Genomic DNA, 13716 nt, shown 5'->3' with positions numbered 1-13716 from the left:
TCAGGATAAAAGTCTCATGAATCACTCGCTTCATCCGGCATCTGGCCGCCGCCGCGTGCGCCGCGGGCTCGGGCGGCGGCTTGCCCGGCTGCCCGATTCGGTGCCGATGCTCAGGCCGATACGCGTGCGGCTTTCGCTTGTCTTCGTGCTGTTCCTGCTGCTGGTGGTAGGCGTGGGGCTGTTCGGCATCAATCGCCTGAGCAGCTTCCACAGCGTATCGGCGCAGATCAGCGGGCGCTGGCTGCAGAGCAACCGCATCCTCGGCGACCTCAATAATTATATTTCCGACTACCGCGCGTTCGAGGGCGACGCGCTGATCGCCACCACGCGCGCCGACCTGCGCGCCGCGCAGGAGCAGATCGGCAAGCTCGACGACGTAATCAAGGAAGTGGAGGGGCGCTACGGCAAGATCGCGCACGACCCGGCCGAACGGGCGCTCTACGAGCAGTTCATCGCGCAGTGGTCGGCCTACCGCCAGCGCGTGGACGAGGTGGTGTCGCTGGCCCACCAGAAAGACACCACGCAGGCGGTGGCGCTGTACCGCGGCGAGTCGCGGCGCGCATTCGAGCGGGCCAACGGCACGCTCGGCGTGCTGACCGAGCGCAACGTGGCGGGCGCGGCCGATGCGACCGCGCGCGAGGCCGATGCCTATCAGGAGGCGCGGCGGCTGATCGCCGGCGCCATCCTGGTGTCCTGTTGCCTGGTGATCGCCGCGGTGGCCTACCTGGTCATGGCGGTATCCAACCCGATCGCGGCGCTGGTCGAGCGCATGCACCGCATCACCGACAACGATCCGCATGTGGACATACCGGGCGCCGGCCGCAAGGACGAGATCGGCGAGATCGCGCGCGCGGTGGTGCGCTTTCGCGACAACACGCTGGAGCTGGAGGGCAGCAAGGCCGCGCTGGCCGCGCAGACCACCATGCTGCAGGACACGCTGGAGAACGAGCGGCGCATGGCCATGCTCCAGCGCAATTTCGTCTCGATGGCCTCGCACGAATTCCGCACGCCGCTCAACGTCATCGACGGCCATGCCCAGCGTCTCATGCGCATGAAGGAAGCACCTTCGGCCGAGGTGCTGGCCGAGCGCTGCGGGCGCATCCGCGGCGCCGTGCGCCGCATGACCTCCCTCATCGACCATCTGCTCGACTCTTCGCAACTGCTGGACGGCGGGCGCCTGGCCACGCTGCGCAGCGTCGATTTTTCGCTGGGCCTGCTGGTGCATGAAGTCTGCGACATGCACCGCGAGAGCTCGCCGGCGGCGAGCATCGAGGAGATCGTCGACCCGGGCGTCAGCGAGGTAATCCATGGCGATGCCAGGCTGCTGTTCCAGGCCTTCAGCAACCTGATCGGCAATGCCATCAAGTACTCGCCCGCGGGCACGCCGGTCGTCGTGTATGTGCGAGGCGACGCCGATGCGCTCAGCGTGTCGGTGTCGGACCGCGGCATGGGCATCCCCGACAAGGACCGCGACCATATCTTCGAGCGCTTCGTGCGCGGCGGCAACGTGGCCGGCACGGCGGGCGCGGGGGTCGGGCTCTATCTGGTCAGGCTGGTGGTCGACCTGCACGGAGGCGAGGTCCGCGTGACCAGCGAGGAAGGGCGGGGCTCGTGTTTCCAGGTCCGGCTGCCGCGCGCGGCGGCACAGCCCTGAAGGGCGGGGCGCGCGAAGCCGCGCGAGACGCAAAAGCCGAAAGCTGAAGACTGAAAACTGAAGACGAAAAAAACCCGCCTGACGGCGGGCTGTTTTCTGTGGCGGAGCGGACGGGGCTCGAACCCGCGACCCCCGGCGTGACAGGCCGGTATTCTAACCAACTGAACTACCGCTCCACACTGGCTTGTGGAAACCGGCGAAACCGGTCTCCGACGCGCTTGTCGGGGCATGCCATGCCGGCATGCCTTCGAAACTGGCGTCCCCTAGGGGATTCGAACCCCTGTACTCACCGTGAAAGGGTGATGTCCTAGGCCTCTAGACGAAGGGGACATAAACCTGCTTGCAACACCTTGCTGTTTCATGTCGCGAGGGGCGCAATTGTAGCGCCCTTCATCGCCGCTGTGAAGTATTTATTTATCGGAATGCAGAAGAGCGGGTTTGCCGGCCACCTTGCGCCGCGATCGTGCGGCGGCGTCAGCGTCCGCCGCGGCGTTCGCGCATGGGCCCGTCCGCCTCGATTCCGCCCGACGCGGAAATCGGCCCGTCCACATTGAGCGGGCCGTTGACCAGCACATTGCCCTGCACCACCAGCGGGCCGTGCACGGTGAGCGGGCCATGGAAGACCCGCTGCGGGCGCGCGCCCGGCGGCAAGGCATAGACGGGCGGCCGCGTGGCGAACCACGCCGCGCTGAGCGGGCCATGCGCCAGCACGCCGCCATCGGCGGTGAGCGACCCGTGCACGGTGAGCGGGCCTTCCACCACCAGCGATCCGCCGACCGTCATCGGGCCGGATTCCACCGGCTGGGCCTGGGGCGGCGGCGCGAGCCACAGGGCCGCGGCGAAGCCCATGGCCACCCGCGTGGCGCGCAGTTGCCTGGCCTGCTGTTTCATGTGAACTCCTGCAAAAGCAATCGCAAGCATTCGCAAGCGTTCGCGAGCATTTGCTGCGGCGCTGCCGCCAGCGCTTTCAACTTAGCGCGCAGGCGGGCCGCAGGCAAGGCGCGCTGGTCTTTTGCGTGACGATCTGCCACCATTGCGCCCCTTCGTTTTCATGGCTTCACAAAGCGCCCCACGCAATGGCTTCGAGCAAAGCACACCATGCCACCGGATGGGCGGCGGGCCTGATCGCCGCCGCGGTCGTCGCCAAGTCCGGCGCCGGCGGCGCCTATCAACTGGGCGCCGCGCTGGCCTTCATGGCGGGCGTGGCCGGCGGCGGCGCGCCGGACTGGCTCGAGGTGGCGTGGTGGTCGAGGTCGCGCCGCCTGTGGATCACGCATCGCACGTGGACGCACTGGGGCATTGCCTGGATCGCGTTGCTGGTGTTCGCGCACCGCGCGCTCGGCAGCCACGTGCTGGCCGCGCCGGCATTCGGCTTTGCCTGCGGCGGGATCATGCATTTGCTCGCTGACTGGCCCAACCCGCTGGGCGTGCCCTGGATCTACGGGCGGCATTCGCTGAACTGGTGGAAGAGCGGACGCTGCGACCTGCTGGTGGTGGCGGCTTCGTGGGCCGGCGCGTTGTCGCTGTCGCGCCATGTGTGGTTCCATGGCACGCATGGCCTGGACCTGCTCCACTACCTGCGGGTCTGGCACCTGCGCGCCTGAGGCTTGTGGCGCAAGAAAAGGCGCAAGAAAGGGCCAAGAAAAGGCGCAAGAAAAAAAGAGGCGGCCACAAGGGGCCGCCGATCGGGAATACGAGGGAGGCAATTCCCTCCCGGAAGACTAACGGCCGCCAAAAGTGCCATATGCACCCCACCGAGGTGGGGTGACTTGTCCGGCATACGGGCCGATTTCAGGCCTCCAGGCAGATCACCGTCGCGTGCTGCGAACCCGCGCCGGCTTCGGCCGTGCGCTGGCGCTGCCGGCGCACGGCCAGGGTCATTTCGGCATGCGCCGTGTCGAGCCAGGCGGTGCGGTGGCGCACCGGGTCGCGCGGCGAAAGCGAGGCCGCGCTGACCTGCCGCAGGAAATACTTCACCATGCTGCCGGCGCGCGCTGGCACCGGCATCATGCCGAGCAACTGCCGCCGCTGCAGCAGGCCCTGGTCGACGGCATGCCCCAGCGCGGACCACGCCGTGCGCCCCAGCGCCACATACAGGACTTCGTGATCTGCCTGGCCGATCCGTCCGAGGAAGAGCGCCTCGAACACGCCGCGCAGCATCGGCACCGCCATCAGTTCTTCCAGGTCGCCATCGAAGGCCAGGCCACGCCGCGTGGTGGCGTAGGGCAGCAAGGCCAGCGGCTGCAGCTGCGCGAAGCCGTCGCCCCAAAGCGCCGCGGCGCCCGGCAGGCCGACCAGCTGCGCAATGCCGAAATGGTCCAGCATGCGTATCAGGTTGGGCCGTACCAGCCGACCGCCGAGCTCCACCTGTCGCTTGTTCTCGCGCTGGATGGTGCGTCCGGGCGCGTGCCTTTGCAGCAGGCGCTCGGTCAGCTCCGCGGCGAGCTGTACATGGGTATGTCCGGGCGTGGTGCTTACCAGCACCAGCCGTGCGTCCGCATGCGTGTGCTCGAACGGCACGTAGGTCATTGAATAAATGCGATCGCGATCAACCAGTACAGGCTTGTCGATCACGGACGCAGCCGCCCCGCGCCGGATGCGCGAGCAGTACTCTTCCAGATAGTTGGCCAAAATGTCCCCGCCTCACCACGATTTCTCTCTGTGCATCCGCCCTGTAGTCGGGCTGTTTCTGCATGGTAAGCCCCGCATCCGCGCCAGGCAAAGCCGGTAGTGGCGATTACTGCCTGTAGCCATGCAGGGTATGTGGGCCAGCGAACCAAGCGGGCTCATATTTGATGCCGAAGGCGCACAGATGCGCAGCGGCCCTCCGCGCAACGGCAGGGCGAGCCGCGCGGCGGCCCCGGGATCCGGCAAGGGGGGCGGGGACGGGGCGGCGGCGGCGGCGGGCTCAGATTTTCGTCGGGTCGCGGCCCGCGTGCGGGCATGCGGTCACGATGTCGTTTTCGAGGCGATGGCGCTGGCGGTGGTGTGGGCGCCAGAGTACCGCGCCGAAGCGGCCAGCAGCGCGATGGTGGCGACGAAGGCCGGCAGCGAGAGCAGCCCGAAGATCTTGCCGAAGCTCCATCCCATGCTCAGGATCTGCGCGCCCAGCAGCGCGCCGGCGATGCCGCCGAAGCGGCCGATGCCCAGCATCCACGCCACGCCGGTGGCGCGGCACTGGGTGGGATAGAAGCCCGCGGCCAGCGTCGGCATCGACGATTGCGCGCCGTTCATGCAGGTGCCCGCGGCAAACACCAGCAGGCTCAGCAGGAACAGGTCGCCGGCGCCGTGGCCCACCGCGTAGACCAGCGCGCCGGTCAGCGCATAGGTGCCCGCCACGATGCGCCACGGATGCCCGCGGTCCATCAGCCACCCCACCGCCAGCGTGCCGATACCGCCGCCGAGCGGGAACAGCGCGGTTACCAGCGCGGCCTTCTCGATGGGGAAGCCAGCATCCGAGATCAGCGTCGGCAGCCAGCTCGTCAGCAGGTAGAAGATCAGCAGGCCCATGAAGTAGGTGGTCCAGAGCAGCACCGTGCCGATGGCGAAGCGCGGCATCAGGATGGCCCGCAGCGACGAGGTCGCCGCCGCACCGTCGCCGGGCGCCTGCTCCTGGATGTGGAAGCGCTCGTCGCCGCGCAGTGCGCCGGGGCGGATGCGCGACAGCGCGGCGGCAATGCGCGCCGCGTCCGCCCGGCGCGCCACCATGAAGCGGACCGATTCCGGCAGGCACAGCATCAGCAGCACGGCCAGCATCAGCGGTGCGACGCCGCCCACCAGCAGCACCGAATGCCAGCCGTGATGCGGAATCAGCCAGGCCGCGATAAAGCCGCCCGCCGACGAGCCCAGCGTGAAGCCGCAGAACATGGCGTTGACCGCCAGCGAGCGGCGCCGCGCGGGCGCGTACTCCGACATCAGGGTGACCGCGTTGGGCATGGCCGCGCCGAGCCCGAGCCCGGTGAGAAAGCGCAGCGCGGTCAGTGCCTCGATGGAGCCCGCGAAGGCCGAGGCCGCGCTCCATGCGCCGAAGCACAGCACCGATCCCACCAGCACGCGCTTGCGGCCGAAGCGGTCGGCCAGCGGCCCCGCCACCAGCGCGCCCGCGGCCAGCCCGAACAGGGCCGCGCTCAGCACCGGTCCGAGATGGGCGCGCGCGATGCCCCACTCCTTGGCCAGCACCGGCGCGATAAAGCCGATCGCGGCCGTATCGAAGCCATCGGCCGCGACGATCAGGAAGCACAGCACCAGGATCATCCACTGGAAGCGCGAAAACGGCTGGCTGTCGATGAACTGCTGGACGTCGACGGATGCGCCGGGCCGGCGCGCGGAATCATGGGTTGCGGCCGGGCGGCCGCTGTCTGGGGGCGTCATGCTTTGTCTCCACGGGGGCCGCTCGTTGGCGGCGGATTCTGTGTATCTGTCTGCTGGCTGTGCGAAGGCGCGCGGCAGGCCCGCGCGGACCTCGCCCTGCCTTCGTCCTGCTTCGGTTTGCTTCGACTAGCTTCGATTTGCTTGGTCCAGCCTCTGGACTGCTGTCAGAACGGCAGGCCGACGTAGTTCTCGGCCAGCGACATGCAGGCCGCGCGCGAACCGGTCAGGTAGTCCAGTTCGGCCTGCTGGATGCGCACGGCGAAGTCGTCCGCGTCGGGGAAGCGGTGCAGCAGCGAGGTCATCCACCATGAGAAGCGCTCGGCCTTCCAGACGCGGCGCAGGCATTTCTGCGAGTACGCATCGAGCTCGCCGGCGTCGTCGTGCAGGTAGCGGGCGATCAGGCCGTCGGCCAGGCAGAGCACGTCGCTGGCGGCCAGGTTCAGGCCCTTGGCGCCGGTGGGCGGCACGATATGCGCGGCGTCGCCGGCCAGGAACAGGTTGCCGAAGCGCATCGGCTCGCACACGAAGCTGCGCAGCGGCGCGATGCTCTTCTCGATGCTGTCGCCGGTGACCAGGGCCTCGGCGGCGCTCGCGTCGAGGCGGCCGCGCAGCTCGTCCCAGAAGCGCTGGTCGGACCAGTCTTCGACGCGCTCGGCGGCGCCCACCTGCACGTAGTAGCGGCTGCGCGTGAGCGAGCGCATGCTGCACAGGGCAAAGCCGCGTTCATGGCTGGCGTAGATCAGCTCGTCTGCCACCGGCGGGGTATCGGTGAGGACGCCGAGCCAGCCGAACGGATAGACCCGCTCGAAGATGCGCCTGGAAGAATCGGGTACGCTGCGCCGCGTGACGCCGTGGAAGCCGTCGCAGCCGGCGATGAAATCGCAGCGCAGTTCGTGCAGCTGGCCGTCCTTGCGGTAGCGCACCACGGGCGTGGCCGTATCGAAGTCGTGCACGCTCACGTCTTCGGCGTCGTAGATGGTGCGCGCGCCGCAGGCTTCGCGCGAAGCCATCAGGTCGCGCGTCACTTCGGTCTGGCCGTACACGGTGACGGAGCGCCCGATCAGCTCGTGGAAGTCGATCCGGTGGCGCTGCCCGCCGAAGGACAGTTCGATGCCGTGGTGGACCAGGCCGTCATGATGCAGGCGCCCGGCCACGCCCGCGCGTTCCAGCGCATCGGCGGTCACGCTCTCGAGGATGCCGGCGCGGATGCGGCCGAGGATGTAGTCGGGGCTGCGCTGTTCGACGATGACAGCTTCGATACCGGCCTTGGCCAGCAATTGCCCGAGCAGCAGGCCCGCAGGGCCCGCGCCGATGATGGCGACTTGTGTGCGCATCGTGTTGTCTCCTGTGCGGGGGGCTGGTTGTTGTTGGGCACAACGATAGCGGCGCCGCGACGCACAGGGAATAGACAGAACGAACCATTAAAAGGACAAAACGAACATCGTGCTCCGGTGGCATTTTTGCGTTATTGCCCGGGAAAACCCTAGGGTAAGGCTGAAAAACGCAGTCATAACAAGGGGATATAAGGCCGCTCTCGGTGCCATCCAGTCGCGTGCAGGCCGGGTCCTGGCTGTCTGCGGCCTTCAGTTTTCATACATGCACGAGGGCGCATACATGCACAAGGGCGGCGCCCCTTAGCGCGCAATGCGTTGTTCCTTGCGGCAGGCCTTGCACACATGCTCCAGGCCATCGCGGCGCCGCGCGTCGCGCGAAAAGAACTCGCCGTCGGCGGGCCAGTATTCGTCGCAGTTGCGGCAAAGCTTGAGGGGGCCGATATCGGACATCAGCAACTCGCCCGCGGCACGGGCGGCGTGCGCGGCGTGGCTTGCATGGGCAGCGGCGGGGGGGCGCCGGAGGGCGGCGGTGCGATCGTACATGTTCTCTCCTTGCCTGGCGCAAACGGGCCGGCGGTGGTCAGGTACGGAGGGGATCTCCGGGGACGATCCCGGGAGACGATCCCGGGCGGTCCACGCGTATCGGCTGAAATACGCGGTTACGAAATGGCGGGCGGAAATGGCGGGCGGAAACGGTGTAATGGTGCTGGCAGGGCGCGCGCGGTGGCATGCGCGGCAGGCTTGCGTCACGAATTCATCGCGCCAACAGCCCGGAGAACGCCATCACCAGCCATCCCGCCGCGGCGCAGGTCCCAAGCCAGCCCAGCAGGACCAGCACGATGGTGGACCACTTCATTGCAGTTGCCGTCGCCGCGCTGCAAAGGCCGTGCGCGGCGCGGCGGGACCGATGCGGCAGCGGGCGCACGCCGGCGCGCGGTGCCACGCGGGCGGCTTCGAACGGGTGTGGTTCATGCGGACTTTCCTTCTGACAGGCAAGGCAGCGCTTGCACAACGGTGCAGCTTAGCCATGGTGCGGCGCGGGCGTGTGTCCGGGTTGTAAGGAAATGTGCACGAGCCGATGCGAAGCGGAGGCTCCCCGGCGCGTTCGCGCCGCCTTTTCTATAATGTGACCCGTTCCTGCTTCCAGCCGGCCGTGCGGCGCGTGACGAGGTCTCATCCCCGCCGCGGCCCGGTCGCATTCCAACCGCACACCAATCGCCCTCGGGCCCCGGTCACGCCATGACTATCCTCCTGCTCAACACTTCCTTCGCGCGCACTCTCGATGCGCTGGTCGAACGCTTCGCGGCCACGCCGGGCGCGCGCGTGCAGGCCTGGGTGTTCGAGGACGCCCCCGCGCGTCTCGAGGCCGTGCGGCAACTTGCCGCCGCCGGCGTGGTGGCGGAGATCCGCAGCGCGTACAAGCCGCTGCTGCATTTCTTTCTCGACGAACAGGACCTGGACGCACTGGCGGGCGCCGCGCGCACGGTGACGGTGCGGCTGCCCGCGGCCGCCACGCCGAAGGACGCGCAGCGCTTGCGTCTCGAAGCCTATCCGCTGGCCGGCCTGCTGCCCGAAGACAAGCTGCGCCTGGTCGATGGCGATGACGAAGGACACTATGTGGTCGAATCCGGCGGCGGGCGGCACCGCGTGTTCGTGCCGCGCGCGACCTCGGGCGCGCCGTGCGGATGGCTGCGCGTGTGGCGGGGCGACGAGCTGGTCGAGGACACGCCGCTGGCGACGGAATACGAGCTCGCATTCGCCGCGGCCATGGATGCGATCCGCGCGCACGGCTGGCGCGCGCAGGCGCCGTACTTCGACGTGCTGCACGTCGCCATCGCCACCGGCGGCATCGAACGCCGCCTGGCATACCAGGACGAATGCATCAGCACGCGCGAGGCGCTGCATGAGGATCTCTATTTCTCGGTGCTGGAGTATTTCCAGGACTGCGCCGGCCTGCCGCGTGGCGACCGTACCCTGCAGCCGGGCCAGATCGTCCCCGATGTGCACGCGGGCGAGGGCGCCACGCGCGTGCGCGTGGAAGTGCTGCCGCACCAGCTGCCCCTGCCCGGGCCTGGCCGCAAGCCGATGTCCGCCGAAGCGCTGGCCGCGCTCGCCCGCCCGCTCGCACCGGACGAGGTTGCCGTCGAGATGCATGCGCTGGGCGGCCATCGCTTCAGCGTGGAATCCGCGCAGGGGCGCGCGGTCCACGGCACGCATATCGAAGGTACGCTGCCCGGGCTGGTGATCTCCGGGGGCCAGCACGCCAACGAGAGCTCCGGCGTGGTCGGCGCGCTGCGCGCGGCGCATGTGCTCAGGCGGCGCGAGCAGGCGAACTTCGCCGTGATCGGGCTGGAGAACCCGGATGGCGCGGCCCTGCATATGCAATTGCGCGAGGACAATCCGCGCCATATGTCGCACGCCGCCCGCTACACCGCGCTGGGCGACGACCTCGAGGCGCGCACGGCGGAGCCGTTCGGCGAGAAGGCGGTCCGGCTGGAGGCGGCCGAGCGCACCGGCGCCGGGCTGCACATGAGCCTGCACGGCTATCCTGCCCACGAGTGGACGCGCCCGCTGACCGGCTACGTCCCTCCGGGGTTCGAAACCTGGACCATTCCCAAGGGATTCTTCCTGATCCTGCGCCACCATGGCGGATGCGAGGACAAGGCGCTGGCGTTCATGCAGGCGCTCACCGCGCAGCTGGCGACGTCGCCCGAGCTGGCCGCGTTCAACGCGCGGCAGCTCGCCACCTGGGCCGCGCACGCGGGCGCGGTGCCGTTCCCGGTGCTCAACGGCATTCCCTGCATGATCGTCGAGGACCATCGCTCCACGGTGCCGTTCATGCTGGTCACGGAGTTCCCGGACCAGACCGTCTACGACGACGCCTTCCGCCTGGCTCACACCACGCAGATGCACGCAGTGCTGGCGGCGGCCGAACTCTACTGGGCGGGAGCGCTGGCTTGAGTGAGGGGGCCTGCCGGCGCAAGCCTTCAGTGGATCGTGCGCGTCACCTTGGCATGCATGGCCTTGGCCGCCGCGCTGTCGTCGGGGGTGGCGTCTTCGTCCTGCTCGATCATCGTGGCAGCGAGGCTGAGTGCGGCCTGCATCTCCTCGTGCGACAGCCCCGATGACAAGGCCAGCCGTACCGCAAGGGACGCCAGGCGGGCAACGTCATAACTAGGTATGGTCATTTCTGCTCCTTGTGCCGGCGGCGGCACCGGCCTGCACTGGCAAGCCGGCGTTGCCGCCTGTATTGGATCGTCGGCGAATCAGTCAGGCCGATGAAGTGGCAGCGCATGCCTGCGCGCGGCTGCCGGTCCGTCTTAGTATGGTTCACCGGGCGCGATGCCGCCGGCGGAAGATTCCGCTCAGGCCGGCAGAAATCCCTCTACCGTCAGGTAGCGCTCGCCGGTGTCGTAGTTGAAGCCAAGCACGGTGGCACCGGCCGGCAACCCGGGCAGCTTTTGTGCGATGGCGGCCAGGGTGGCGCCGGAGGAGATGCCCACCAGCATGCCCTCCTCGCGCGCGGCGCGGCGCGCCATCTCGCGTGCCGGCTCGGCGTCCACCTGGATCACGCCATCGAGCAGCGCGGTATCGAGATTGCGCGGGATAAAGCCGGCGCCGATGCCCTGGATCGGGTGCGGGGCGGGCGCGCCGCCGGAAATGACCGGCGAAGCCACCGGTTCAACCGCATATACCTTCAGTTGGGGCCACTTTTGCTTGAGCACGCGCGCGCAGCCGGTGATGTGGCCGCCCGTGCCCACGCCGGTGATGAGCGCGTCGATGCCCTGCGGGAAATCCGCCAGGATCTCCTGCGCGGTGGTCCTGGCGTGGACCTCGATATTGGCGGGATTCTCGAACTGCTGCGGCATCCACGCGCCCGGCGTGGCTGCCACCAGCTCCTCGGCGCGGGCGATCGAGCCCTTCATGCCTTTTTCGCGCGGGGTCAGCTCGAAGGTGGCGCCGTAGGCCAGCATCAGCCGGCGGCGTTCCACCGACATGCTGTCGGGCATCACCAGCACCAGCTTGTAGCCCTTGACCGCGGCGACCATGGCCAGGCCGATGCCGGTGTTGCCCGAGGTCGGCTCGACGATGGTGCCGCCGGGCTTGAGCAGGCCCGCCTGTTCGGCCGCCTCGACCATGGACAGCGCGATACGGTCCTTGATCGACCCGCCCGGATTGGCGCGCTCGGACTTGATCCAGACCTGATGCGTATCGCCGAACAGCCGCTGGACGCGGATATGCGGTGTGTTGCCAATCGTCTGCAGGATGTTGTCAGCCTTCATTCGGGATCTCCTTGGATGGTTTCGATACGGACCGCGGGCGGGTCCGTACGCGCATGCAGGGAAGGATTCTAGCCGGCGGACCGGCAGTCTTGCGATTTCCGCAAGTGCCGGTGGCCACGCATGGCAAGGCTCAATGACAGGCTTCGGCGCGCCGGCAGGCGCAGTTCGGGCCCGCAGCCCGATGGAGGGGCTTCCAGCGACGACGCGCTCAGCACGCGGCCCCGGCCGCGCCGCTTGGCCTCGTACAAGGCGCGGTCGGCGCAGCCGAACAGGCAGTCCCACGCCGCCGCGCCGCCGCCCTGGCCGTCGTGGATCTGGGCGATGCCGATGCTGGCGCTGGCGAAGCCCCCGATTTCCGGCGGCAGGGCAATGGCGCGGATGCCGCGCAGGATGCGGTTGGCCAGCAGCACGGCGTCGGCTTCGGTGGTATGCGGGCACAGCACGCAGAATTCCTCGCCACCGTAGCGGCCGGCCAGGTCGGTGGCGCGAGGGGTCTCGGCCAGGACCCTGGCGATCTGCTGGAGGACCAAGTCGCCGGCGCGGTGGCCGCTGCTGTCGTTGATGCGCTTGAAGCGGTCGATGTCGATCACCAGGCAGCTCAGCGGATGGCCGTGGCGGGCGTATTCGGCCGACAGCACCATGGCCGCGGCGTCGATGGCGCCGCGGTTGAGCAGGCCGGTAAGGGCGTCGAGCCGGGATTGTTTCTCCTGTGCCGCCAGCATGCCTTCCATGGTCATCAGGGTGAAGGCGGCCAGACCCGCGAGGATGGCCACGAACGCGGGCAACAGGCGCAGCAGCAGCAATGCCTCGGCGTTCGGGTCCGCCACCGGGCTGCCCGGCGCGGCCGCCGCATAGAGGCCGCAGCACTGCGCCACCACTTGCAGGCCGCTGGCGGCCAGGACCAGCGGGCGGCTGCGGCGGGTCGGCGCCTGCGGCCGCTGCAGCAGCCAGGCTAGCGTGCAGGCCGCGGCGACGGCCGCGGCGATGTAGCCGGCGACTTCGGCCTGGCGGCTGCCCGCGCCCAGCGCGGCAGCGGCCAGCACCGCCAGCGTGGCGGCCGCCCCGGCCGTCAGCGACCCCGGCGCGGCCGGCGTGCGGCCATCGGTCAGGGTGATGCCGCGCTGGATCAGCAACTGGGCTACCAGCCCCAGCGCCGGCGCCACCAGCAGGAACCACGCGGGCCCGCTGCGCGCGTCGATCACCAGCAGGCCAGCGGCGCAAGCCAGTACCAGTCCTGCGCCCCAGGCGCGGCCCGCCGCGCTGCGGCGCAGGGCCAGCATCAGGGCCGAGAGAATGCATTGCATGGCGGTGAACAGGACCAGCAGTGCCATCACGGCAGTGCTCTCATCTGACAGCATGCGTTCCCCATGGGGTGCGGCGCGTCGGCGACGCGCCGTTGTTTGCCTTCGAAGGTAGCCATGCGCATGCGCGCGGCCCGTCTGCGCCACGAGCTGGCTTTCGACATTTCCGAATGCGGCGCGCGGCCGGAGCGTGGTCCGGTGCGAGGTGGCCGCCGAGCAGATGTCTTCTTGTTTGGGAAAATTCTACACAGCGGCAGCCTGCAAAAACCGCGTCGTCGCCCGGCGTGACAATTGTTGACATTAGGTTTGAAACGAGTGACCTACCATTCGCTTCGCTGTCGTGCCGGCCAAGGCAGCACTGCGCGTTCCGGCGCGCAGCCCGTTTCTGTTGTTTATGCGGCTACCCGGCGATTTGCCTGAACCACGCCGTGCTATGGTCGTCAGTGCGCAAAACAATAAAAATGCAGAAAACGGTGATCCGGCATTTTGCATTTCCGTATCGGAAGACTGCCGCGCGGGGTCGGACGGACAGCAAGCCCGTTCGCCTGCGTGCTCAGGGTCATCAACGCATTGCAGCCGCGGAGCGCGGGTTTGCCTGGCGTCCTTCCGTGCCGGCGGCTTTCGCAGGACCGGGCATGCTGCCCGGGTGCGACAGGAGATTGCATGCGTCATTGCGTCATTACGTCATTACGCATCTCCCTAGTCCTAAATACTTATAGGCATGACCATCCACATGCTTCAGAATCTGCCGATTTAGTGCTTAAATAAGCACA

The 13716-nt window shown here is 68.5% G+C and carries 11 protein-coding genes and 2 tRNA genes; 3 read left to right on the top strand and 10 right to left on the bottom strand.

Translation table 11 applies throughout. The annotated features are described in order from the left end of the window. The first annotated feature begins 16 nt into the window (after window positions 1–16). Window positions 17–1654, top strand: a complete 1638-nt coding sequence (locus tag AC1DK4_RS02400; RefSeq protein WP_441611967.1) for a sensor histidine kinase — start codon at window positions 17–19, stop codon at window positions 1652–1654. A 99-nt stretch (window positions 1655–1753) separates the two neighbouring features. On the opposite strand, the gene AC1DK4_RS02395 is transcribed toward AC1DK4_RS02400, so the two are convergent. From AC1DK4_RS02395 to AC1DK4_RS02385, 3 genes are all read right to left on the bottom strand, one after another. After that, a tRNA-Asp gene (locus AC1DK4_RS02395) sits at window positions 1754–1830 on the bottom strand. Between the two features lie 78 nt (window positions 1831–1908). Beyond that, window positions 1909–1984: transfer RNA gene (locus AC1DK4_RS02390), tRNA-Glu, on the bottom strand. 144 nt (window positions 1985–2128) lie between these two features. Next, window positions 2129–2545 (bottom strand): hypothetical protein, encoded by a 417-nt coding sequence (locus tag AC1DK4_RS02385; RefSeq protein ID WP_441611968.1) that lies wholly within the window; start codon window positions 2543–2545, stop codon window positions 2129–2131. 185 nt (window positions 2546–2730) lie between these two features. Between AC1DK4_RS02385 and AC1DK4_RS02380 the strand changes: the two genes are divergently transcribed. Further along, window positions 2731–3258 carry a metal-dependent hydrolase gene (locus AC1DK4_RS02380; RefSeq protein WP_441611969.1) on the top strand — a complete coding sequence of 176 codons (528 nt, stop codon included), beginning with the start codon at window positions 2731–2733 and terminating at the stop codon, window positions 3256–3258. 187 nt (window positions 3259–3445) lie between these two features. Here the strand turns inward: AC1DK4_RS02380 and AC1DK4_RS02375 are convergent, their stop codons facing one another. From AC1DK4_RS02375 to AC1DK4_RS02360, 4 genes are all read right to left on the bottom strand, one after another. After that, complete coding sequence (locus tag AC1DK4_RS02375) at window positions 3446–4285, bottom strand: hypothetical protein (RefSeq protein ID WP_441611970.1); 840 nt, start codon at window positions 4283–4285, stop codon at window positions 3446–3448. Window positions 4286–4603: 318 nt separating this feature from the next. Beyond that, complete coding sequence (locus AC1DK4_RS02370) at window positions 4604–6025, bottom strand: MFS transporter (RefSeq protein ID WP_441611971.1); 1422 nt, start codon at window positions 6023–6025, stop codon at window positions 4604–4606. 164 nt (window positions 6026–6189) lie between these two features. Then, a complete protein-coding gene (gene pobA, locus AC1DK4_RS02365; RefSeq protein WP_441611972.1) occupies window positions 6190–7359 on the bottom strand; it encodes a 4-hydroxybenzoate 3-monooxygenase in 1170 nt (389 codons plus the stop codon). Window positions 7360–7659: 300 nt separating this feature from the next. Then, window positions 7660–7902 carry a hypothetical protein gene (locus tag AC1DK4_RS02360; RefSeq protein WP_441611973.1) on the bottom strand — a complete coding sequence of 81 codons (243 nt, stop codon included), beginning with the start codon at window positions 7900–7902 and terminating at the stop codon, window positions 7660–7662. 696 nt (window positions 7903–8598) lie between these two features. On the opposite strand from AC1DK4_RS02360, the gene AC1DK4_RS02355 reads away from it, so the two are divergent. Continuing rightward, window positions 8599–10320 carry a hypothetical protein gene (locus AC1DK4_RS02355; protein WP_441611974.1) on the top strand — a complete coding sequence of 574 codons (1722 nt, stop codon included), beginning with the start codon at window positions 8599–8601 and terminating at the stop codon, window positions 10318–10320. Window positions 10321–10346: 26 nt separating this feature from the next. On the opposite strand, the gene AC1DK4_RS02350 is transcribed toward AC1DK4_RS02355, so the two are convergent. The 3 genes from AC1DK4_RS02350 to AC1DK4_RS02340 all read right to left on the bottom strand — a co-directional run bounded on the left by AC1DK4_RS02350 (window position 10347) and on the right by AC1DK4_RS02340 (window position 13000). After that, entirely contained in the window at window positions 10347–10547 is a 201-nt protein-coding gene (locus tag AC1DK4_RS02350; RefSeq protein ID WP_441611975.1) for a hypothetical protein, read from the bottom strand. Between the two features lie 177 nt (window positions 10548–10724). Next, window positions 10725–11642 carry a cysteine synthase A gene (gene cysK / locus AC1DK4_RS02345; protein WP_441611977.1) on the bottom strand — a complete coding sequence of 306 codons (918 nt, stop codon included), beginning with the start codon at window positions 11640–11642 and terminating at the stop codon, window positions 10725–10727. 68 nt (window positions 11643–11710) lie between these two features. Then, a complete protein-coding gene (locus tag AC1DK4_RS02340; protein ID WP_441611978.1) occupies window positions 11711–13000 on the bottom strand; it encodes a GGDEF domain-containing protein in 1290 nt (429 codons plus the stop codon). Window positions 13001–13716 lie beyond the last annotated feature (716 nt).

Source organism: Cupriavidus sp. 05N38, from assembly GCF_056397345.1.
This window is presented reverse-complemented; position numbering and strand designations above follow the sequence as displayed.